The organism is Phytoactinopolyspora limicola, assembly GCF_011320225.1.
GTDB lineage: Bacteria > Actinomycetota > Actinomycetes > Jiangellales > Jiangellaceae > Phytoactinopolyspora > Phytoactinopolyspora limicola.
The window spans coordinates 126373-149715 of the sequence record NZ_JAAOEN010000012.1 but is presented as its reverse complement, the minus strand read 5'-3'; the positions used below and the strand labels follow the sequence as shown (position 1 = coordinate 149715).

Sequence of the window (23343 nt, the reverse complement as noted above, 5' to 3'; positions counted from 1 at the left end):
TCCGGCCAGCCGGACGATCCGCCGAACCAGACCGACCGTCCTGGCAGGGGGCGTTGACCTTGACCAGGACGGTCGAAAGCGCCCGACGCGACTACCCCCACCACGCGTCGGGCCTCCGTTGCGGCCCCGGTTTATCCCCTTGGGCCGGGGCCGCAACCCTAATCTAATGGCGGCGAGTGACGCCCACGGAAACAGTCCGGCCATGTAGCGTTGACCTGCACGCAACGTACTCGGCCAGGCTGCCCCTGCGCCGGTGTTGAGTGCCGGCGTCGCGGCGCGACGATCACCACCTTGTGGACGTCGACGTGACCGTGATGACGCGGAACCGATGGGTATGCCATAGGGTCTGATCCGGGTCACCACGACGGGGTGGGAAGACCACGGGCACGTCAACACCCTGAAACGTGAGAAGGAGAGTGATCCACCGTGACCGTTCGTGTAGGTATCAACGGCTTCGGGCGTATCGGCCGCAACTACGCGCGCGCTTTGCTGGCGCAGGGCACCGACATCGACATCGTTGCCGTGAACGACCTCACCGACGCCAAGTCCCTGGCACACCTGTTCAAGTACGATTCCATTCTCGGCGTGCAGCAGGATGTCACCGCCGGCGAAGACTCCATCACCGCGAGTGGGCAGACCTTCAAGGTGCTCGCCGAGCGTGATCCGGCCAATCTTCCCTGGAAAGACCTCGGCGCGGACGTCGTTATCGAATCCACCGGGTTCTTCACCGACGCCACGAAGGCCAAGGCGCATATCGACGCGGGCGCCAAAAAGGTGATCATCTCGGCGCCGGCCACGAACGAAGACGGCACCTTCGTGTTGGGCGCCAACCACCAGACCTATGACCCCGCCAACCACCACGTCGTGTCGATGGCGTCGTGCACAACCAACTGCCTGGCGCCGATGGCCAAGGTGCTCAACGACTCGTTCGGCCTCGAGCGTGGTCTCATGAACACCATCCACGCTTACACGCAGGATCAGAACCTCCAGGACGGCCCGCACAAAGACCTCCGCCGGGCCCGGGCCGCGGCGATCAACGTGGTGCCGACCAGCACTGGTGCGGCCAAGGCGATCGGCCTGGTGCTGCCGGAGCTCAAGGGCAAGCTGGACGGCTTCTCCATGCGGGTTCCGACGCCGACGGGTTCGGCCACCGACCTGACCGCGACCCTTGCTCGTGAGGTCACCGTCGACGAGGTCAACGCCGCGTTCAAGGCCGCTGCCGAAGGGCCGCTGGAGGGTTACCTGCGTTACACCGAGGAGCCTCTGGTCTCGTCCGACATCGTCACCGACCCGGCGTCGTGCATCTTCGATTCCGGCCTCACCCGGGTCATCGGCGATCAGGTGAAGATCGTCGGCTGGTACGACAACGAGTGGGGCTACTCCAACCGCTTGGTCGACTTCACCCGCTACGTGGGCCAGTCCCTCTAAGCGGCCGGGAACCAACCACCATGCGAACGATCGACAGGTTGGGGGACCCGCGCGGCAAGCGGATCCTCGTCCGTTCGGACCTCAACGTCCCACTGAGCGGCTCCACCATCACCGACGACGGCCGGGTCCGCGCGTCGGTGCCGACCATCCGGGCGCTGGCCGACGCCGGCGCCCGGGTCGTGGTCATGGCCCACCTGGGCCGTCCGAAGGGTGAACCCGACCCGCGTTATTCGCTGGCACCGGTAGCCGAGCGGCTCGCTGAGCTGCTCGGCACCGATGTCGCCTTCGCCACCGACGTCGTCGGAGACAGCGCCCACAAAACGGTGGGTGCCCTGGGTGATGGCGGTGTGGCCCTACTGGAGAACGTGCGGTTCGACGCCCGGGAGACCAGCAAGGACGATGCTGAGCGCGGCGCGATGGCCGACGAGCTGGCCGAGCTGGGCGACTACTTCGTCTCCGACGGGTTCGGTGTGGTCCACCGCAAGCAGGCCAGCGTCTATGACATCGCTCAGCGGTTGCCGCATGCTGCTGGTGAACTGGTCGAGGCCGAGATGGAGGCTTTCGGCAAGGTACTCGTCTCGCCGGCCAGACCATACGTCGTGGTGCTCGGCGGGTCGAAGGTTTCGGACAAACTCGGCGTCATCGACAACCTGCTCGGCAAGGTGAACCGGCTGCTGATCGGTGGCGGCATGGCGTTCACCTTCCTCGCCGCGCGCGGGTACGGCGTCGGAGGTTCGCTCCTGGAGGCCGATCAGATCGACGTTGTCCGTGGTTACCTCGAGCGCGCCGCGCAGTCGGGTGTGGAGATCGTGTTGCCCACTGACGTCGTGATCGCAGCCGAGCTCGCCGCGGATGCCGAGACGTCGGTGGTGAGCGCATCGGCGATCCCGGATGATCAGAAGGGCCTCGACATCGGTCCGGCCACCATCGAACTGTTCCGGAGCAAGCTGGCCGACGCCCGGACCGTCGTCTGGAACGGTCCGATGGGTGTATTCGAGCTACCGCCGTTCGCCGCTGGAACCGAGCAGATCGGCCGGGCGATATCGGAGGTCGACGGCACCACGGTGGTCGGCGGGGGAGACTCCGCCGCCGCGGTCCGCAAGCTCGGCCTCGACGCATCCGCGTTCACTCACATCTCGACCGGTGGCGGCGCGTCGCTGGAATTGCTGGAGGGGAAAACTCTCCCAGGCCTTTCTGTTTTGGAGTGACTTGATGGCGAAGACACCGCGCCGGCCCCTGATGGCCGGCAACTGGAAGATGAACCTGAACCATCTCGAGGCGATCGCGCTGGTGCAGAAGCTGGCGTTCTCGCTCGACGCCGAGACGTTCGAGAAGGTCGACGTCGCGGTGCTGCCGCCGTTCACCGACATCCGGTCGGTGCAGACGTTGATCGATGGCGACAAGCTGAACCTCGCGTATGGGGCGCAGGACCTGTCGGCGCATGATTCCGGCGCGTACACCGGCGAGATCTCCGGCGCCTTCTTGGCGAAGCTGGGCTGCTCGTACGTGGCCGTTGGACACTCCGAGCGGCGCCAGCATCATGCCGAGTCCGACGAGTTGGTCAACGCTAAGGTGAAGGCCGCTCTGCGGCACGAGATGACACCTATCCTCTGTGTCGGGGAGGGCCTAGAGGTCCGCCAGGCCGGCGACCAGGTGGCGCACACGCTGGCTCAGCTCGACGGTGCGTTCGCGGAAATTCCCGCCGCCCAGGCGAGTTCGGTGGTGGTCGCGTACGAGCCGGTGTGGGCTATCGGCACGGGTGAGGTCGCCACCCCGGACAACGCCCAGGAGATGGCCGCGGAGATCCGCACCCGGATCAGCGTGTTGTACAACGCCGAGGTGGCTTCGGCCGTCCGGGTGTTGTACGGTGGCTCGGTGAAAGCGGCCAATGTGGGCCCGATCATGGACCAGCCGGACGTCGACGGCACGCTCGTGGGCGGCGCCAGTCTCGACGCCGACGAGTTCGCCGCGATCTGCCGCTTCGACCGGGGCTGATCATCGCGGTAGACTTACGGCCGCTCGACCGCCACTCGTTCGACAAGGATGAGGCTCACCAACGTGAAGCTGCTATTTGCGATTCTCCTCGTGATCACGAGCGTGCTCATGCTCGTGCTGATCTTGATGCACAAGGGGAAGGGCGGTGGCCTGTCCGACATGTTCGGTGGCGGGATGTCGGCCTCGGTCGGCGGCTCGTCGGTCGCCGAGCGTAACCTCGACCGGCTGACCGTCGCGGTCGGCCTGGTCTGGGTGTCGTGCATCGTCGCGCTGGGGTTGATGGCGTGACAACCGAGGTCTAGCCAAACGTCACCCGAACTCAACGTGGAGGGACCGACAGGTGGCCGGTGGAAACGCGATCCGGGGAAGCCGGGTAGGAGCTGGCCCGATGGGCGAGGACGAGCGCGGTGAAGCCGCGCCTCGTCGTCAGGTGACCTACTACTGCGTGCAAGGACACGTCAGCGCCCCGTATTTCGCGCTGGAAGCCGACGTGCCTGACGTCTGGGATTGTCCCCGCTGTGGGTTACCGGCTAGTCAGGACGAAGAGAATCCGCCGCCGTTGCCGAGGTCGGAGCCGTACAAGACGCACCTGGCCTACGTCAAAGAGCGGCGTAGCGAGGAAGACGGCGAGGCCATCCTCGAAGAGGCGCTGGCGGCGTTGCGGCAGCGCCGCCGCCTCTGAGGGCCCGACGTCGAACTCAACCACCACGGGATACCCGCTGCGGGACAGCCATCGCTGGAACCCGCCACGGGAACCCGCCTGTGCGCATGCGAGGCGGCCACCGCGCTCGCCACAAGCTTCCTTATGGCGAGCGCCGTGATGCAGTAAGCCTCCTTGTGGTTGCTATGGCGACAGTAAGCCTCCTTGTGGCGAGCGCGGTGGTGCAGTAAGCCTCCTTGTGGCCACCGCGGGTCGTTCCGGCGGTTAGTCCGGTTCGGTCGTCACCAGTCGGCACACCGGGTCTAGCACCCGGTGGGCGCGTGCCCGGGCGTGCTCAGGCACGTTGTGTACTTCTACCTCCACGCCGAAGCCACGTGCATGCTCGGCGAAACCGCGCAGCGCCATGAGCCCGGTGAGGTCAAGGCGGCCGAGTCGGTGCACGTCGAGCACTACCCGGGTGATGTCGGGATGTTCGGCCAGCAACGCGGTCAGCCGGGTGTCGAGCATCGGAGCTGACGCGAAGTAGAGCACGCCCTCCGGGTGGACGTGCAGCGTGGGGCCGGCCCGCCGGGTGGTGAGGTCGATCCGCATCTCCCGCCATAGATGCACCGCGAAGGCCAGCGCGATCCCCACCAGCAGGCCACGCTCGATCCGCGGCGCGAAGGCTAGCGTCGCCACGGCGGTTGGTACCGCCACGAGGAACTGTGGGCGCGAGTTGCGCCAGTACTCTCCGAACGGACGCAGGTCGACGAGTGAGATCGCGGCGACGATGACCAGGCCCGCGAGCACCGCGACGGGAAGCTCGGCGAGCACGTCGGCGAACGGTAGAACGGCGATGACGGTGGCCCCGGTGACCGCGCCGCTCCATCGGGTCTTCGCACCGCACAGCCGGTTGAGTGCGGAGCGGGAGAACGAGCCACCGGTTGGGTAGCCTCCGGCGACACCTGCGGCCAGGTTGGCCAACCCCTGTCCGATGAACTCCCGGTGGGGGTTCCACGCCTGCCGGTCGGTGATCGCGTACCGACGGGCGATCGACGCTGGTTCGGCGAATCCGACCAGGGCGATCAGCAGGGCAGGCACGATCAGATCGGGGGTGGCCGACCACGGTAGATCGAGTGACAGGTCGGGCAGGCCCGCGGGGATCGCCCCGACGACCGTGACGTCGAGGGCGCCGGCCTGGCTGGCGACGAGTGGGATAACCGTGGCCACCAGCACCCACGGGACGAGAGCGGACATCCGTCGCCCAACGAGAACGATCAGTATGACGGCTACGCCCACGAGGATGGTGGTGGCACTCCACCGGTCGGGGTGAGACAGCGCATCCGCGGCCGCCCGGGTGGGGCTGTCTGAGACCGACGGCGCGTCGACGAGGTGGGGCACCTGGGAGGCGATGATAAGCACCGCGGCGGCGACGGTGAACCCTGATACCACGGGAATCGACATGAAGTACGCGAGTGCGCCCCAACGGAGCGCACCCAGCAGCACTCGCGCGACACCGACCAGGACGGCCAGGATGGCGGCGTAGCCGGCGAACGTCGCCGAGCCGGTGGCCGCCAACGGTGCCAGGGCGCCCAGCGTGAGCAGGCTGGTCAGCGCCACCGGCCCGGTCTGCAAATAGGGCGAGGAGCCAATGAGCGCCGCCGCGATCGGTGCCGCCGCGGCAGCGTAGAGGCCATGCACCGGAGGCAACCCGGCGAGTTCGGCATAGGCGAGTGATTGCGGGATGAGGACCATGGCGACGCTGATGCCGGCGATCAGGTCACCGCGGACGGGCCGGATGATCCGGCGCCTGCGGGGCGGCAGCGGTGGCGGCGATGTCACGGCTAGTGGGTACCGGCCAGGGCGGGGAAGGCCGAAGGCACGTTGAGTCGCTCCTGTCGGTCGGTTCGGGACGGCGTTCAGCGGTTCTGCCGGTGTTGTGCTCTCAACGTAACCGCCGATGCCATGTGGTGTGTGCCATTCGTGCGTCGAGCCTGGTCACGGGGGTCATTTCCGGCTCAACCCACCAACTTGGGTGGGATTGGCCCGGCCCGCCGGGGGAGCGTGAAACCGGCCGACAAGATTCATGAAGAAGTTTTTCTTGACGACACCTCCATCGCGTCGTAAGTTTTCACCAGGAGGTGGCGCCGTGGCTGGATCGAAAGGCACGCTGGTGCGAGTTCGGGGTTTGTTGCCGTCGCTCAACCCGGCGGAGCTCCGGGTAGCTGAAGCCGTGCTTGAGGATCCCGCCGGGGTCGCCATCGCCAGCATCACGGCCTTGGCCCGGGCGGCCCGTACCTCGGAGGCCACGGTGGTGCGGTTCTGCCGGTCGGCCGGATTCTCCGGATATGCACAGCTGCGCTTGGCCCTCGCCATCGACATGGGCCGGAACGAAGCCAGCACCGAGCGGCTCGTCGGCACCGACGTCGAGCGCTCCGATGATCTCGATCAGATCATCAGCAAGATCGCGGCGGCCGACTCCCGCGCTATCGCCGAGACCGTCGAGGGTATCGACCGGGAAAGCCTGGCCCGAGTGGTGGACGTGATGTCGGCGGCGCGCCGGATCGATCTGTTCGGTGTCGGCACTTCCGGGCTGGTGATCGCCGACCTCGGATTGAAACTGCGCCGGATCGGCCGGCAAGCTTTCGCCTGGTCGGATGTGCGGGAGGCGTTGTCCACGGCTGCGCTGATGAGCGACGACGACGTCGCCATTGGGGTGTCGTACACCGGCGCCACCAGCGACACCGTGGATGCCCTTGCCGAGGCCCGGGGCCGCGGCGCGGTCACCGTCGCTATCACCAACTTCGCCCGCTCGCCGATCACCGAGCAGGCCGACTACGTGTTGACCACCGCCGCGCGCGAAACCACCTTCCGGGTGGGGGCGATGGCCAGCCACCACGCTCAGCTCACGGTGGCCGACATCTTGTTCGTCGGGGTCGCCCAACGCTCGTACGACGAGACTTTGCGCGCCCTAGAGGTCACGTTCGACGCCGTTGGCCGGCGCGGCCACGGCGGATCAACCCGGCACTGACCGGGAACGCCCCGCACCCTGTGCCGGTGCCGGGCTGCAACGACCGCTCCGACATTTCAACACCCAGACGTTTTCGATGAGGAGGACCGTATGCGCACGAGAAGAAGAGCCACCTGGGGTGCGGCACTGGTTGCCACGGCCGCCCTGGTCCTGGCTGCATGTGGCCAGGACGACGCCGGCGGTACGGACGACGATGACGGTGGTAGTCAGGGCGAGAACACGTCTCCGGACGATGCCACCGACCCGGACGTGGATGCCGCGGAGTTCGACGACGTCACCCTCGAGGTGTACAGCTGGCGACCGGAGGACGCCGAGGGATATCGGGAGATCTTCGCGGCGTTCGAGGAGCAGTACCCCGGCATCACCGTTGACTTCTCACCGTTCAGCTCCACCGACTACGACCAGATCTTGCAGAGCGCGCTCCAGGCCGGCAGCGGCCCGGACATCGTGCAGATGCGTTCCTACGCGCGCGGCCAGTTGCTGTCCGATCAGGGGTATCTGGAGCCGATCACCGGTCTCGACGGACTCGACGCGATCGACGACGAGTACCTCGAGGCGGTGCGGGGCAGCGATGGCGAGATCTACGGCGTGCCGTTGGCGCTCAACGCGGCCGTCACTCTGTACAACGTCGACGTCTTCGACGAACACGGCGTCGACGTGCCGACCACCTGGGACGAGTTGTTGCAGGCCGCGGAGGAGTTGCAGGCACAAGGGGTCACCCCGGTGGCGCAAGCCGGCGACGCGGCGTACCTGTTGTCGCTGACCCATGCCGCGGTGGCGCCCGGCGCTTACGGGCCGGACTTCATCGATCAGCTACGCGCCGGTGAGGTGGACTTCACCGCACCCGAGTTCCGGGCGTCGGTCGAGCGGATGGTCGACCTCGAGCCGTATTTCCCGCCGAACTTCGTGGGGATCTCCGACGACGAGGCCCGCGGTATGTTCGCCGTCGGGGATGCCGCCATGTACATCAACGGTGACTACCGGATCGCGCCGCTGCGGGAGCTGAACCCAGATCTGCGCATGGGGATCATCCCGGCCCTCCCGGACACGCCGGACGGTCAGCCCCAGGTGAGCACGTGGGTGGATGGCGCCTACGCCGCGGTCGCCGGTTCGGACAACGTCGAGGCAGCGGAGCGGCTGCTGGCGTTCATGGCCACCCACGAGTTCGGCCAGGCCTTCGCGGAGAACTTCGCCCGCACCAGCCCGGTACCCGGGGTGCAGGTGGACGACGAACTGGTCCAGAGCCTGATCGATCTCAACGAGACCGGCTCGGTGCCCACCTTGATGCACATCGACCTGGCCGGCGGTCAGCCGGACACCAAGGAGGAGTTCGAGAACGCGCTGCAGGGTATGTACGTGGACGCGATCGACCTCGACGAGGTCATCGCCACCGTACAGCGCTCGGCGGAAGCCTGGTACGAGCCCTTCCAGCGGTAGCGGGTCGCACAGATGACCTTGACGCGCTCCGGAACGCCGGCCCGGCGCACATCGCGCCGGGCTGGTGCCGGCCGCCGCGGCCGAAGCCGCGCGGTCCACCTATTCGTCATTCCAGCACTGTTGGTGTACGGCCTGTTCGTCCTGTACCCCGTGGCGTTGACGCTGTTCAACAGCTTCTTCGAGTTCCAGGGGATGCAGCGGGGAGACTGGGCCGGGCTTGGCAACTTCCGGGCCCTGCTAACCACCGCACCCCTCGACGAGCGAGTGGCCAACGCACTCGGCAACAACCTGCAGATCTTCGTCTTCTCGTTTGTGCTGCAGTGTGTCGTCGGGTTCGTGATCGCCGCTCTTCTTTACCAGTTCCACCGGGGCCGGGAGATCTTCAAGGCGGCCTACTTCCTGCCCCGCCTGCTGTCGTTGATCGTGATCGGCTTCCTGTGGCAGATCATCTTCAGCCCGAACCTCGGCGCGCTCAACCAGTTCCTCGAGGGTGTCGGCCTGGGCGGGCTGGCCCAGAACTGGCTGGGTTCGCCGTCGACGGCGCTCTACACGGTGATCTTCGTCGAGGGCTGGTACCGGCTCGGGTTCAGCATCCTGGTGTTCCTGGCCGCCATGCAGGCGATCCCACGGCAGGTGTTCGAGGCGGCCCGGCTCGACGGTGCGTCGGGTATCCGGGTGTTGTGGCACTTCATGGTGCCGCTCACCAGACCGGCCTGGATGATTCTGACGGTGCTGACGTTCATCTCGTCGTTCGAGATGTTCGACCTGGTCTATGCCATGCAAGGAGTCACCGGGAGCCCGTTCTACTCCAGCGACACCTTGGCGCTGCTGTTCTACCGCCTGGCGTTCGGTGGCGAGGGCGGCGCGGCGGCCATCGGTCTCGGTTCGGCCCTGGCGTTGATGCTGATCGTCGGCATGGCCGTGGTCTCCGGGCTCATGGTCTTCTTCTTCACTCGTAAGCGGGTCGACCTGTGAGGCGCATGATGGCAACGGCAACCAGATCGGCGACGAAGGCGCGCAGCGCGGACGATCCGGCGGCGATGGCGCGGGACCGGGGCCGCCGCGAGGGGCGGCGACCACGGCTGCCGGCTGCCCTGGCATACGCGGTGCTCGTGATCTTCGCGGTCATCGAGATGTACCCGATCTTCCTGATGCTGGCTAACTCACTGCGCTCGGACCTGGACATCTTGTCCAACCCGTTGGGCCTGCCGACCCGGCCGCAGTGGGGGAACTACGCGGAGATCTGGGAGCGCAGCAACTTCCCGGCGTACTTCATGAACAGCATCTACGTGACCGGTGTCGGTCTGCTCGTGTTGCTGCTGATCTCATCGATGGCGGCGTACTACCTCGCCCGGTTCGATTTCGGCTGGAACAAGCCGCTCCTCATGGTCTTCCTGCTCGGCTTGACCTTGCCGTTGAAGCTGGCCGTGGTGCCGCTGTTCATGCTCATGCAGTCGCTCGACCTGCTCGATACCCGCAACGGGCTGCTCTTGGTGTTGGTGGCCGAACGGTTGTCGTTCGCGATCTTCGTCCTCTATGGGTTCTTCATCACGCTGCCCCGTGAGGTCGAAGAGGCGGCGATGGTCGACGGGGCCAACGCCTGGCAGGTGTACTGGCGGGTGGCGATGCCGATGATGCGTCCGGCGTTGGCGACCGTCGCCATCGTCAGCATCGTCAGCATGTGGAACGAGTTCTTCTTTCCCCTAGTGTTCATCCGCAGCGACGAGCTGCGGACCATTCCACTCGGCATGCTCACCATCGTGGGTGAATTCAGCACCGAGTGGGCCTTGTTGTTCGCTGGCCTGACATTGTCGTCGGTGCCGATGATCATCGCTTTCGTGATCCTGGCGCGCCAGTTCATGGAAGGACTGACGGAGGGAATCAGGTGACCGGCGGATCTAGCCTGGCCATCACGTTCGACCTGGACGACACGCTCGTTCGCAACGCTTTCAGCTCCTGGGTGATCCCGGAGATCGCCGAACACCTCGGCAACGGCGACTCATCGGTGGACCTGCGGGCCGCGCTGTTCCGGCGGCATCGTGAGGCGCTCGATCGCGGCGACCCGGTGGCCGCCTACAACTGGCAGGCCCACGCCGACGCGTTGGCCGTCGAGGTGGGGGTGGCGGCGGGGAGCGTGGACGTAGCGGCCACGGTCCGCCGGCACGCCGTGCCCGGCAAGGTGCGCCTGCTCCACGAGCACACGGTGCCGGTGCTTCGGGGCCTGCGGGAGGCCGGTTGGCGGGTGTCGATCCTGACCAACGGTTTCCGGGTGTATCAGGAGCCGGTGCTGCGTTCGACGGGGCTGTGGGATGAGGTGGACGGAGTGGTCACCACCGACGACATCGGCCGAGCTAAACCCGACCGTCGTGCCTTCGTCGCCGCGTTGGGCGAGGCCACGACGACGGTACACGTGGGGGACCGGATCGACCACGACGTCCAGGGCGCCCGCCAGGCCGGAGTGACGAGTGTGCTGATGCGTCCGGATGCACCATTCGCGGCGGTGACCCTCGATCTGGACCCGGCGCGAGCCGGCGAACTCGACACCTATCTGGCCCGGGTGGCCGACACTCACGGGATGCCGGTTGCGGGCCGCCAGCCTGCGACCCTCGTACCCGACGCGGTGATCGCCGACATAGCCGACCTCCCGGCGATCCTCGACGAGCTCGGAAAGGAGGCCACCACCGCAAGCTAGGCCATGATCATTGGCTTTTGACTACCGGATCCGGTAGTCAAAAGCCAATGATCACCGGAGAGGATCAGGAGTGTGTGATGAATCGAATCTTGCGAAGGCTCGTTGTCCCCGCCGCCGCCACATTGATCACTGCTTCCGCGGTGGCTTACGCCGGCGCGAGCACGACGTCCGATGACGCAGCCACTGCTGCCGGGCCGAAAGACATCCCGTTGCGGGTGATGACGTACAACATCGGCCATGCTCGCGGCCTCGACGGTGATGTGAGTGTGCATCGCGTGGCGCATCGTATTGCTGAGAGTGGCGCTGAGGTGGTGGCGTTGCAGGAGGTGGATGTGCATTGGAGTACCCGTAGTGATCTGCGGGATCAGGCCACGGAGTTGGCCGAGTTGCTGGATATGCACCTGTTCTTCGCGCCGATCTATAGTTTCGAGCCGGACTATGATCCGGAGGATCCGGGTGGTGACGACAACATTCCGGCGCCGCCTGGTGCGCAGCAGCGGGCGTTTGGTCTGGCGGTGCTCAGCGAGTATCCGATCATCGCGGCTGAGAATCACGATCTGACCCGGCGAGTGGGGCGCGGTCCGGACGCCGGTGAGGTGAAGCCGATCCACGGGTTCGCCGACGTGACGGTCAACGTCAAGGGTGCCCACGTGCGGGTGTTCAGCACCCATCTCCAGGCCGGCGCCACCCAGCTGGGCACCGACATCCGCACCACGCAGGTCGCCGAGATGCTGGACATCGTTGGTGCTGATGCACAGAAGGCCGTGCTGATGGGTGACCTCAACGCCGCCATCGAACCGGACAGCGTGGTGTATCGCCCGGAGATCCTTCCGCTGTTCGACGTGTTCGACGACGCATGGGAGATGGGGGAGGGCGACGGCTACACGTTCCGAGCCGGCAACCCGGACCGTCGCATCGACTTCGTCCTCGCTACTCCGGACATCGAGGTCACCGCGGCCGAGGTGCTCGACCTTGACGCCTCGGACCACCTGCCCGTCGTCGCCGATCTGACGGTACGCCGCTAGCCGTCGTCGCCCTCACCGGTGATCGTTGGCGGTTTCTGGTCGCGGACCGCGGCTTCCCCGATCCGAAATGCCGGATATGTGGAGCAGTAAAGCGCTAACGATCACCGGTGGGGGAGCCTGAGGAAGGGAGAGGGCAATGAATCGACTTCTGCTCCGGCTGGGAGCTCCAGCCGTTGCCGCTGTTATGGCGGCGTCCGCGGTGGCCTACGCCGGCGCGAGCACCACGTCCGATGATCCGGCCGACCCGCCGGAGCCGGATCCACGGATCGACTACGTGCTGACCAGCCCGGACGTGGGTGTCGAGGCGGCGGCGGTGGGCGACATCAAGGTGGTTAATTACAACCTGTGCGGCGCGGCGGCGCACTGCGACAATCCGGGGGAGATCGTCGATCGGACCGGATATTTGATCGACGAGGTTCTCGACTACGACGCTGACATCGTCATGCTGACCGAGGTCTGCTACCTGCAGTACACCCATATCAGAGACGAGCTCGCACCCCAGGGGTACGACTACAAATGGGTCGCCGCCCGGCCGAGGGTCGATTCCTGCACGCCGCCGGGTGGCAACACCTCCGAACTGGCCGCCCAGAACCAGCTCAGGTTCGGCCAGGTGCTCCTCGCCAAGAACAGCCTGACGAACCGCGAGGACATCATGTTGAGCCAGACCAACTACGGCACCGCGACGGTGACCAAGGCTCTGTGTGCCGACGCCGGGCTCACCGGGTTTCCTCAGGGCACCATCCGGGTGTGTGTCGCGCACCCGCGATCCGGGCGGACCGGATCTGCGGCGCGGGCCCGGTGGGAACAGCTGAGTACGTGGGCGGCGGAGGTGGACCGATACCTGTACGGCAATAACCAGCTGGTGATCCTGGGCGGGGATTTCAACGCCGAGCCGGGTGATCCGGAGATGAACCCCTTCTATGCGCTCGACGGTGTGGGTGAGTTCGTCGAGCTCGACATGTTCAACCCGGCCGGGTTCACCGACGAGTGTGTGGCGCAGCAGGTGAGCGAGTGTCGATCGGGGGTACGGACGTTCGATCATCCGACGGAGGGGCCGAAGAAGATCGACTACATCTTCGTCTCCGCGGACCACGTGCTCGACGTCGAGGCGGAGGTGCTGCCCGTCGGCCCGAACTCCGACCACTACCTGTTGCGCGGCCGGGCGGAAGTCAGCGTGAACTGATCAACCAGGGTGATGACCCGCCGCTCATAACGGCGGGTCATCAATACCAATTTGGCTAGTATGACGTAGAGTCGAGCTGAACAGAGGAAGATCAGGCCGAGCGCGGGAGGGGAATGAACTCCGCAGCGTCCCCGCGGGGGCACAAACACGACATGGTCCGGGACCGGATCATGAGCCTGCTGGAGAACCTGAACGTCGGCGACCCGATCCCTCCGGAGCGGGCGTTGGGCGAGGATTGCGGCGTCTCCCGGCTGACCGTCCGCCGCGCGGTCGACGACCTCGTCCGTGATGGCTACCTGACCCGCCGCCAAGGCAGTGGTACCTATGTCGCGCGTCCCACCGTGGTGCAGTCGCCCACCGCGTCGTCGTTCTCGGTCGGCATTCGGCGCCGCGGCCTGACGCCGGCCACTAAGGTGCTGGGTGTCGAGCGGGCCGACGCCGGGGTTCGGCTCAGTTGGCGGTTGCAGATCGCGCCGTCCGACCAGGTGCTCGTCATCCGCCGGTTGCGGCTGGCCGACGGCGAGCCGATGGCGATCGCCACGACACATCTGCCGGATGCTCTCGTCCCGGGCCTCCCGGTCGAGGATCTCGAGACCCGGAGCCTTTACCAGGTGCTCGAGGACCGGTACGGGCTCAAGGTCGCCACTGGAACGCAGACCGTGGAGCCAACCGTGGTCAGCCCGGAGGAGACGTCGGAGCTGCACGTTCCGCCGTACTCGCCGGCGTTCTTGTTCCGGACCATCACGCGCACCGATGACGGCGCTCCGGTGGAGTTCACCCAGACGTTGTTCCGGGGCGACCGGTACTTGATCACGGCCGAGCTGGATCTGACCACAACGCCACACGAAGATCTCGGGCATCCCCACGGGTTGGCCCGGGCGAGTCTGCTCGAGTGAGCTGAGCCGCGCCGATGCCTCCCACTCCGTCAAGAGGTACACAGTAGGAGCAGCAGAGGTATGGCAAAGGTCTATAAGAGGTATTGACAACTCAAGCACAAAAGATAACCTTTTGTTGACGCCGCGCGCCGTTCTCATTCGGCCGAGCCGCGGCGGATCGCGATGTCGGTCGAATACACAGAAGGCGGTCTAACGTGCGCACCAAGCTGTTTCGTAGGCATCTGGCTCTCGTCGGCGCAACCGTGCTCACCGCGGTTGGCGCCGTGGCATGTGGTTCCGACGGCGGCGGCGACGGCGGTTCCGGCGGGTCGGTCACCTGGTACACCCCGATGCCGGAGGAGCCGGCCCGGCGGCTAGCCGAGGCGTTCGAGCGTGAATCGGGGATCGAGGTCAAGGTCCTCCGGCAGAGCGCCGGTGAACTGCTGGCCCGCCTGAAGGCCGAAGCAGGCAACCCGGCCGCCGACGTCATCGGCCTGGCCAGTGGCGACACCGGACCGTTGGCCGAGGAGAACCTGATCCGCTCCTACGAGTCCGAGACCGCCGCGGAGATCGACGACCGGTTCGTCGACCCGGACGGATACTGGCACGCCAACGAGCTGATCCTGATCATGATGGGGGTCCACGCCGAGCGCTGGGAAGAGGAGACCGGCGGCGCTCCCATCCCGCAGACCTGGGATGACCTCCTCCTCCCCGAACTGGAGGGTGAGGTGGTGATGCCGAACCCCACGTTGTCCGGCACCGGCTACACGTTCGTCGCCACCCAGATCTTCCGCCACGACGGCGATGACGCCGCCGCCTGGACCTATCTCGACGGCTTCGACGAACTCGTGGGCCAGTACACCGACAGCGGGGGAGCGCCCTCGCAGTTGGTCGCCACGGGTGAATACCTCGCCGGGGTGTCGTTCGCACATGACCTGCTCAACGTGCGCGACGCCGGATTCCCCATCGAATTGGTCTACCCAAGCCCTACCGGGCTCGTGATCGCCGGCAACGCGCTCGTCGACGACGCCCCCAATCCCGAGGGCGGAGAGCAGTTCGTGGAATGGCTCCAGGGTCGCGACGCGTCGCAGATGATCGTCGACCTGGTCCGGTCCTACCCGGTCCGCGATGACGTCGACCTGCCCGACGGGGCGATGAACCTGGCCGACCTGGACCTCGTCGACTACGACCCGGTGAAAGCCGGCGAGATGCGCGACGACGTCTCGGCCGAGTACGCCGACCGGTACGGCATCTGAAGGCCATGCCGGACACGATCAAACGTTCCAGCGACGCCCCCGGGTCCGCCGCTCGCTCCGCCGCCGTCGAGCCCCACTGGCAGCGGCGGAGTCGACGGCGCACGCTGACCGACCGGATCACCGTCGGCACACTCGCCCTCTACGTCGGCGGGCTGCTCGGCCTGCTGGTGCTGGTGCCCACCCTCTACCTGTTGTTCGTCCCCAACGGCGCGGACTGGAGCCGGCTGACCGAGTCTCGCTTCACCGAGGCGAGTATCAACACCGCCACCATCGGGGTGGCGTCGACCCTCAGCGCGACCGTCATCGGGTTCCTGTTCGCGTATGCCCTGAGCCGGCCGGATGTGCCGGGCCGGGGAGTGTTGCGGGTGATGGCGCTGCTGCCGCTGATCTCGCCGCCGTTCGTCGTTGGGCTGGCGGTCTTGCTGCTCTTCGGGCGGCGTGGGCTGATCACGCACGAACTGTTCGGCCAGGATGTCAGCCTCCTGGGGGTCGGCGGGTTGTGGCTGGTCCAGTCGCTCGCGTTCTTTCCACTGGCGACGCTCACCCTCCTGCCGACGTTGAAGAACATCGGCTCGACGCTGGAGTGGGCCAGCCGAGACCTGGGCTGGTCGTGGTTCCAGACGTTCCGGCGGGTCACCCTGCCGCTGGCGTTCCCATCCATCCTGAACGCGCTGCTGCTGGTCGCGATGTTCGTGATCACCGACTTCGGGAATCCGCTGCTGATCGGTGGCGGATATCGGGTGCTCTCCGTCGAGGCGTACGTCCAGGCGGTGGGCCGGCAGGACTTCGGTATGGCAGCCGTGCTGTGTGTGGTGCTGTTCGTCCCCACCCTCATCCTGTTCTGGATCCAGCGCCGGGTCTTGCGTCGGCGGGCGACGGTGACCGTTTCGGGGAAGACCGGCAGCCTGCCACCTATGCCGCTTCCCGCGGTGGTGCGGCGCACTCTGGTGACCGTGCTCAGTGGGATCAGCGTGCTCATGGTGCTGATCTACGGCAGCATCCTGCTCGGCTCCTTCACCCGGGCCTGGGGTGCCGACTGGAGCCTGACCCTGAACCACTGGGAGACGGCGCTGCTCCGCGCGGACGACATCCGCAACTCCGCGTTGTTCGCCACGGTGGCGGCCGTCATCACGACGATCAGCACCCTGGTCGCGGCGTACGTCGTTCACCGGACCCGGGTGATCGGGCGCAGCGTGATGGACGGCCTGGCGGTGTTGCCCGCGGCGATCCCCGGCACCATGATCGGTGTGTCTTGGCTGGTCACCTTCAACGAACCGCCGATCGCGCTGACGGGGACCGCGCTGATTCTCGTGCTGGTCATGGTGGTGCGGGCGATACCCGTGGGTTACCGCACGGCGGTGACGACGATCAACCAGATCAGTCCGTCCATCGACGAAGCCGCCACCGACCTCGGCGCGTCGCGGGCACGTGTGATCGGCCGGATCATGTTCCCGCTGCTGGGTGGGGCGTTCACGACGTCGTTCGTCTTCGGCTTCCTGCATGCCATCAACACACTCAGCGCGGTGATCTTCCTGACGTCGCCGGGGATCGGGCTGGGTGCACCCACCATCGTCAACCTGGCCGAGTTCGGCCAATGGGGCGCCGCCACCGGGGTCGCGGCCGGGTTGATGGTGGTCAGCTTCGCCGGGCTGGCACTGGCCAAGCTGATCTTCGGATCGAAGCTGCGTATGTACGAGCTATAACACCCGTTCCCGTACCCCGCGTGCGGCGGTGCCGAACCAACGGACGACCTTCCTACGGAGACTCGATGATCGAACTGGACACGCTGAACAAGTCGTTCGACGGCGTACAGGCCGTCCACGACCTGAACCTGGAGATACACCGGGGTGAGTTCCTGTGCCTCCTCGGGCCCAGCGGGTGCGGGAAGAGCACGACGCTGCGGATGATCGCCGGCTTCATCCAGCCGGACCGCGGCCGGATCCGGATCGACGGCGTCGACGTCGCCGGTTACGGACCGGACGCCCGGCCGACCGCGATGGTCTTCCAGGACTACGCGATCTTCCCGCATCTCACGGTGGCGGAGAACATCGAGTTCGGTTTGAAGGCCCAACGGACCGGAAAAGCCGAGCGGGCACACCGGATTCCGGAGGTCCTCGACCTCGTGGGTCTGGGCGGGCTCGGTGCCCGCCGTCCAGGAGAGCTGTCCGGTGGCCAGCAACAACGGGTCGCCGTCGCGCGGGCGCTGGCTATCCGCCCGTCCGTGCTGCTCATGGACGAACCGTTGTCCAACCTGGACGCGAAGACCCGCATCCAGTTGCGCACGCAGCTGCGGGAGATCCAGCGCGACACCGGGACCACCATCGTCTACGTCACCCACGATCAAGAGGAGGCGTTGGCGCTGGGCGACCGGATCGCGGTGATGAAGGACGGTTCGCTGGAACAGCTCGGGAGCGGACGCGACATCTACCAGGCCCCGGCCAGCGGATACGTCGCCGACTTCGTCGGTGTCACCAACTGGCTGGCCGCCGAACTGGTGCGCGCCAGTGACGACGGATGGGACGTGGCCGTGGCTGGGGTGTCGTTGCGGGTCACACCAGGTACCACCGCGTCGGCGGTGACAGCTGGCGCCGCGGTGGACGTGTCGGTACGTCCGGAAGACTTCCGACTGATACCCGACGACGCCGCCGAGCCGGCCCCAGGTGTGCAGGTGTTGTCCGGGGTGGTGCGCGACGAACAGTTTCTCGGCCCCATGGTCCGCACCCTGGTCGACGTCGGCGACGACGTGGTGATGGTCCATTCGGGGCAGGGCGGGTGGCCCGCCGGGACGCCGGCGCGGCTGCTGTTCGACAGCGGCGCGGCCCGCGGTTATCTGCGAGCCGGTCCGTCCGCGCGGCCACCAGCGGCCCGAGCCGAACTCGCCGCGGCCGCGGCCCACTGACCGCCCGTGATGGCGACCAACTCGACAGCCATGGCCCTGCTCGACGTCCTGGTGGAACGTAGCCTCGCGGGGCAGGTCCGCACCACCCGGCGGCAGTCGCTGGCCTATGCCCACAAGACCCTGGACGGCAACCCCAACTACACCTTCGGCCTGAGCGACTGGCGCACCGCGACCCTCGACGAGGTGGTCGCCGCGGTCAAAGGTGCCATCGGCGACAGCATCGACGGCGGTGACCCCGACGTCGGCTACATCGACCCCGGCCACACGATGGTCGGCATTCAGGCACATGCCTCGGCCCTGGCGTCGCTGCTGCGGACGGGCGGGGCGGTGGTGTTGCTGGCGACCGGCCATCCCACCGGGCTGCTGGAGCATTACGCCGAGCTGGCCGGTGCGTTGCGGGCGGCCGGCAACCAGGTGGTGCGCCCACTCGACGACCACCGCCTGGACACCGCCACCGACACCCACGCGGCCGGGGAGTCCGGCATCCGGTTCGTGTCGGGAGTCGCCTGCGCCTTCGACAACGAAGCCATCCTGCACACCCACCGGCCCGACTACATGGAGGTGATGCTGGCGGCGCTGGCGGCCAGAGATCAGCGGGTCGATCTGGTGATCGCCGATCACGGAATGGCCGGAGCCGCGATCGAAGCCGGCATCGACACGTTGTCGATCGCCGACGCGAACGATGTCGCCCTGCCGCTGGCGCGGGCCCGTGGCCGGCACCACCACCTGCTGTGCATCGAGGACAACTTCACACCCGCGCAATTCAGTCCGGTGACCGAATTCATGCTGGCGCAAGCTTCCGGCCAGTCTCAACGTTGATCGTTCAGATGAGGAGGTCGTGCCATGTTCCATCGTCGTTCCACCCGCTGGCGAGCTACGTCGCTGGTGCTGGCCGGAGGCCTCGTGTTCGCGGTGCTGAGCCCGGCGCACGCACACGAAGAGACCACGGTAGAGACGTTCCGCGAAACCCGGCCCGTCGGGCCCGGCATCGAGCTGACCACCGTCGACCGGTACGGTCCGGACGGCTCGACCGGGGCGGTCGGCTGGCGGCGCTCGCATGAGCTGTCCGTCGACCTGACCGGGGATGTGGCGGTCGGGCGGCTCTTTCCGGGACAGGTCGCCTCGACCAGGCCGGTGCTGGATATGGCCCAGGAGGCTGGTGCCGTCGCGGCGGTGAACGCGGACTACTTCGACATCGCCGGTTCAGGTGCGCCGTGGGGCGTCGGCATTCAGGACGGCGAACTGGTCCAGTCGCCGCTGCCGAACACCCGAGCGCGGACAACCCAGAACGCGGTGATGGTCAGCGAGGACGGCGTCGGCGCCATCGGTGAGATCGTGTTCGACGGCAGTGTCGTGTTGCCGGGCGCGGCGACGCTCCCGCTGGATGCGATGAACAAGGCCGAGCTGCTGGAGGACCAGATCGGCATGTTCACCGACGTGTGGGGCACCTATTGCCGGTGCCGGCCGACGGAGGACACCGACGACGACGTCGAGGTCGTGGTCACCGATGGTGTGGTCGCCGAGGTGGTGGACACACCACGCGCCGGCGCTATCGCCGAAGACACGTTCGTGCTGGTCGGTCGGGAAGCCGGCGCCGCCGCGCTGCGCACCCTCGAACCGGGCGACGAGGTCGGCGTCGACTATCAGGTACGTGCCCCCGACGACATGAGGGTCAGGGCGGCGATGAGTGGACGTCAGGTGCTCGTCGTCGACGGAGATGCACAGAAGCTCCCGCCGGAGAACAACACCCGCGAACCACGCACCGCGGTCGGGTTCAGCGCGGACGGCTCCCACATGTGGCTCGTGACCGTCGACGGACGCCAGCCGGGACACTCCGACGGCATCGGGCTGGACGAGCTGGCCGAGGTGATGGTGGAACTCGGGGCGCACAGCGCGCTGAACCTGGACGGCGGTGGGTCGACGACCCTGGTGGCGCGGGATCCGGGGCAGGCCGACGCGCACCTAGTCAACCGCCCGTCCGACGCCGCTGGCCAACGGCCGGTGCCGACCGGACTGGCGCTGTTCGTACCCGAAGGCAGCGGCACCGTCGATGGGTTCTGGGTGCGCACCGTGCTGGAACGAGAGCGGGCCGCGGGGGAGACGTTCGAGCCGCCGCTGCGCACCAATCGGGTCTTTCCCGGGTTGACCCGGCGGCTGGCCGCCGACGCCCACGACGAGGTGTATGGCCCGGCTGAACTGCCGGCGGCCGCGCGGTTGCACTGGCGAAGCGCCAACCCGCGAACCGGCCTCATGGGCCGCGATGGTGTCTTCACCGCACGTTCGCCGGGGGAGACGACGATCACCGCCCGCTGGGGCCGGGCCGCCGGAGCGGTCGACGTGACCGTGCTGGGCGAACTGGACCGGCTGGAGACCACACCCGCGTGGATCGGGCTGACCGAACCCGGCCGGACCACCACCTTCGAGCTGACCGGGTACGACGATGACGATCGGGCGGCGCCGATCGAACCCGGCGACGTGACCGTGGCGTACGACGAGGACGCACTCGACGTCAGCGTCGACGATCAGGGCGTCTTCCACGTCACCGCGCTGATCGACGACGGCGAGGAAGTTGTCACGGTCACCGCGGGTGAGGTGAGCACCGAGGTGCCGGTGGGGCTCGGGATGCGGGAGGTGGTGGTCGACGCCTTCGAGAACACGTCGAACTGGGACTTCTGGGCACTTCGGGCCAGCGGCTCGATCTCGACCACCAACGCCGGATACAACGGGAACGGTCTGCGACTCGACTTCGACTTCACCCAAACCACGTTGATCCGCGGCGCCGGAATCTGGCCCGCGGACAACCTGCTGCCCGTGGCTGGCCACCCGGTGGCGTTCACCATCTGGGTGAACTCCGAGGGCCGCGGGAAACGGACCCGGCTGGAGGTGGTAGATGCTACCGGGCGGTTGTTCACCGTCGAACCCGGTTTCCTCACCGAGCCCGGCTGGCAGCAGGTGACCTACCCCGTGCCGGCCGAGGTCAGCTATCCGGTGAGCCTTCGGCGGATCTTCTTCAACGAGCTGGATCCTGCCGCCAGCTACCACGGCACCGTCGTTCTCGACGAACTCTCCGCCGTTGTCCCACGCGAGCCGAGCCACCCTTAGCGGCCGCTCGACCTCTGACGGCTACCCGTGAGAGAAAGATGTGGAAGTGTACTTCTATGAACTATACTTCATAGAAGTACACTTCCACATCGACGGAGTGCCAAGATGACATCCAAACCTGCTCACGTTTTTGACCGAGATGAGGACTGGACGTCGCTCGTCGACTTTGTCGACGATTCTCAGGACAGAGCAACGCTGGGGATTGTCAGCGGACGCCGACGACAAGGTAAGACGTATCTGTTGAGCGCCTTGGCGGCGCAATTCGGTGGCTTCTACTTCGAGGCCGTTGAGGCCACCGAAGTCGAGTCCCTCCGAATGCTGGGCGCGGCATTGGCCCGACATACCGGAGCTCTCGCGCCGTACTCGTTTTCGACGTGGGACGACGCGCTCGAGGCGCTATTCACGCTAGCGCGCGAGCAACGCCTGCCAATCGTCATTGACGAGTTCCCATATTTGATGAAGGCAAGTCCAGCGTTGCCCTCCATGCTGCAACGTGCCATCGACCAACACAGCACATCGCCCGGACACACCAGCCGTGCGCGGGTTTTGGTCTGCGGATCGGCGATGTCGGTCATGGGCAGCCTGCTGGCGGGAGGCGCACCGCTGCGTGGACGGGCTGGATTGGAACTGGTCATCCAGCCCTTTGAGTACGAGCTGGCCGCACAGTTCTGGAACATCACCGACCCACGGCTGGCCATCAAGGTGCACGCTGTGCTCGGAGGGACACCGGCGTACCGGCGTGAGTTCGTCCGCGACGACGTTCCGCGTGACCCCGTCGACTTTGATTCCTGGGTGCAGCGGACTGTGCTCAACCCGCGTCGTCCGTTGTTTCGGGAGGCGAGATACCTCCTTGCGGAGGAGACCGACATCCGCGACCCCGCTCTGTATCATTCGGTGCTCGCCGCCATCGCTGATGGCAATGCGACCCGAGGGGGTATCGCCAATTACCTTGGGCGCAAGGCAGCCGATATCGCTCATCCGTTGACGGTTCTCGAAGACAGTCGCCTGATCGCTCGAGAGCCGGATGCCTTCCGTGATGGTCGCGGACGGTACGTCATCACCGAACCGCTGATCGCGTTCTATCAAGCAGTGATGCGGCCCCAGTGGCGGTTGCTGGAGCTGGGCGAGGCGCATCTAGTGTGGCAGGATGCTCAGCCGCGCTTTGAGTCCAAGGTGCTGGGACCACACTTCGAGATGCTCTGCCGGGAATACGCGTTGCGTCGAGGCCGGAGCGTTATTGGAAGCGCGCCGGGCAGAGTGCACGCCGGCACTGTGGCCGACCCAGCCAATCGGAGGCAGATCGAGGTCGACGTCGTGGCGGTTGCACCGGCTCGCTCGGGCGAGCGCAAACGAATTCTTGCCCTCGGAGAGGCGAAGTGGGGTGAAGTCATCGGGCGTCGGCACCTCGACCGGCTGCGTCGGGCGCGGGATCTCCTCGCGACGAAGGGGTTCGAAACCGACGACGCCGTGTTCATGTGCTACAGCGGAGCCGGCTTTGACGATGACCTACCCGATGACGGGCGGCTCGTTCTCGTTGGGCTCGAGGACCTCTACCGTGGTTAAGAGCCATGGGTCAGAACGCGCGGGCCTTCTTCAGCGCCTTCTTCGGGACCGTCCCCGCGACGAGGTACCTGCGTTTGCGCTCGTGGGTGGCGAGTCCGGCGTTGGCGAGCCGCTTGAGGACGACGGGGCATTTCTTGCACCGAGGGGTGCTCTTGCAGCACTTCTTCTTCGCCTTGACCTCGCGCACATCGTTAATGGTAGGGCCTTTTCCTCTACC

The 23343-nt window shown here is 66.6% G+C and carries 21 protein-coding genes; 19 read left to right on the top strand and 2 right to left on the bottom strand.

Annotation, left to right across the window (positions count from 1 at the left end):
• Positions 1–426 precede the first annotated feature (426 nt).
• From gap to G8760_RS22805, 5 genes are all read left to right on the top strand, one after another.
• Complete coding sequence (gene gap / locus G8760_RS22825; protein ID WP_166355133.1) at positions 427–1428, top strand: type I glyceraldehyde-3-phosphate dehydrogenase; 1002 nt, start codon at positions 427–429, stop codon at positions 1426–1428.
• Between the two features lie 20 nt (positions 1429–1448).
• Entirely contained in the window at positions 1449–2636 is a 1188-nt protein-coding gene (locus G8760_RS22820; protein WP_166355132.1) for a phosphoglycerate kinase, read from the top strand.
• 4 nt (positions 2637–2640) lie between these two features.
• Entirely contained in the window at positions 2641–3423 is a 783-nt protein-coding gene (tpiA, locus tag G8760_RS22815) for a triose-phosphate isomerase (RefSeq protein ID WP_166355131.1), read from the top strand.
• 63 nt (positions 3424–3486) lie between these two features.
• Complete coding sequence (gene secG / locus G8760_RS22810) at positions 3487–3711, top strand: preprotein translocase subunit SecG (protein ID WP_166355130.1); 225 nt, start codon at positions 3487–3489, stop codon at positions 3709–3711.
• A gap of 52 nt (positions 3712–3763) precedes the next feature.
• Positions 3764–4105, top strand: a complete 342-nt coding sequence (locus G8760_RS22805; RefSeq protein WP_166355129.1) for an RNA polymerase-binding protein RbpA — start codon at positions 3764–3766, stop codon at positions 4103–4105.
• Positions 4106–4348: 243 nt separating this feature from the next.
• On the opposite strand, the gene G8760_RS22800 is transcribed toward G8760_RS22805, so the two are convergent.
• Positions 4349–5905 carry a SulP family inorganic anion transporter gene (locus G8760_RS22800; RefSeq protein ID WP_166355128.1) on the bottom strand — a complete coding sequence of 519 codons (1557 nt, stop codon included), beginning with the start codon at positions 5903–5905 and terminating at the stop codon, positions 4349–4351.
• 307 nt (positions 5906–6212) lie between these two features.
• Here G8760_RS22800 and G8760_RS22795 point away from each other — a divergent pair, with 307 nt between their 5' ends.
• The 14 genes from G8760_RS22795 to G8760_RS22730 all read left to right on the top strand — a co-directional run bounded on the left by G8760_RS22795 (position 6213) and on the right by G8760_RS22730 (position 23126).
• Positions 6213–7094: a MurR/RpiR family transcriptional regulator gene (locus G8760_RS22795; RefSeq protein ID WP_207782623.1), complete on the top strand. Its 882-nt coding sequence runs from the start codon at positions 6213–6215 to the stop codon at positions 7092–7094.
• 90 nt (positions 7095–7184) lie between these two features.
• Positions 7185–8531, top strand: coding sequence for an ABC transporter substrate-binding protein (locus G8760_RS22790; protein WP_166355127.1), 1347 nt, complete (start codon positions 7185–7187; stop codon positions 8529–8531).
• A gap of 12 nt (positions 8532–8543) precedes the next feature.
• A complete protein-coding gene (locus G8760_RS22785) occupies positions 8544–9506 on the top strand; it encodes a carbohydrate ABC transporter permease (protein WP_166355126.1) in 963 nt (320 codons plus the stop codon).
• 8 nt (positions 9507–9514) lie between these two features.
• Complete coding sequence (locus tag G8760_RS22780) at positions 9515–10420, top strand: carbohydrate ABC transporter permease (protein WP_207782622.1); 906 nt, start codon at positions 9515–9517, stop codon at positions 10418–10420.
• Entirely contained in the window at positions 10417–11223 is an 807-nt protein-coding gene (locus tag G8760_RS22775; RefSeq protein WP_166355125.1) for an HAD family hydrolase, read from the top strand. The genes G8760_RS22780 and G8760_RS22775 overlap by 4 nt, the downstream gene beginning before the upstream one ends.
• Positions 11224–11300: 77 nt before the next feature.
• Positions 11301–12248, top strand: a complete 948-nt coding sequence (locus tag G8760_RS22770) for an endonuclease/exonuclease/phosphatase family protein (RefSeq protein WP_166355124.1) — start codon at positions 11301–11303, stop codon at positions 12246–12248.
• A gap of 136 nt (positions 12249–12384) precedes the next feature.
• On the top strand, positions 12385–13431 hold the full coding sequence (locus G8760_RS22765; protein ID WP_166355123.1) for an endonuclease/exonuclease/phosphatase family protein: 1047 nt from the start codon (positions 12385–12387) through the stop codon (positions 13429–13431).
• Positions 13432–13544: 113 nt separating this feature from the next.
• Entirely contained in the window at positions 13545–14327 is a 783-nt protein-coding gene (locus G8760_RS22760) for a GntR family transcriptional regulator (protein ID WP_166355122.1), read from the top strand.
• 194 nt (positions 14328–14521) lie between these two features.
• The gene (locus tag G8760_RS22755; RefSeq protein WP_166355121.1) at positions 14522–15562 is read left to right on the top strand and encodes an ABC transporter substrate-binding protein; all 1041 of its coding nucleotides are present in this window, start codon (positions 14522–14524) and stop codon (positions 15560–15562) included.
• Positions 15563–15567: 5 nt separating this feature from the next.
• Complete coding sequence (locus G8760_RS22750) at positions 15568–17265, top strand: ABC transporter permease (protein WP_166355120.1); 1698 nt, start codon at positions 15568–15570, stop codon at positions 17263–17265.
• A 65-nt stretch (positions 17266–17330) separates the two neighbouring features.
• The gene (locus G8760_RS22745; RefSeq protein WP_166355119.1) at positions 17331–18461 is read left to right on the top strand and encodes an ABC transporter ATP-binding protein; all 1131 of its coding nucleotides are present in this window, start codon (positions 17331–17333) and stop codon (positions 18459–18461) included.
• Between the two features lie 9 nt (positions 18462–18470).
• Positions 18471–19280, top strand: coding sequence for a phosphatase (locus tag G8760_RS22740; protein WP_207782621.1), 810 nt, complete (start codon positions 18471–18473; stop codon positions 19278–19280).
• 24 nt (positions 19281–19304) lie between these two features.
• Positions 19305–21563, top strand: a complete 2259-nt coding sequence (locus G8760_RS22735; protein WP_166355117.1) for a phosphodiester glycosidase family protein — start codon at positions 19305–19307, stop codon at positions 21561–21563.
• A gap of 105 nt (positions 21564–21668) precedes the next feature.
• Positions 21669–23126 carry an AAA family ATPase gene (locus G8760_RS22730; RefSeq protein WP_166355116.1) on the top strand — a complete coding sequence of 486 codons (1458 nt, stop codon included), beginning with the start codon at positions 21669–21671 and terminating at the stop codon, positions 23124–23126.
• 10 nt (positions 23127–23136) lie between these two features.
• Here the strand turns inward: G8760_RS22730 and G8760_RS22725 are convergent, their stop codons facing one another.
• Positions 23137–23313, bottom strand: coding sequence for a hypothetical protein (locus G8760_RS22725; RefSeq protein ID WP_166355115.1), 177 nt, complete (start codon positions 23311–23313; stop codon positions 23137–23139).
• Between the last annotated feature and the right edge of the window lie 30 nt (positions 23314–23343).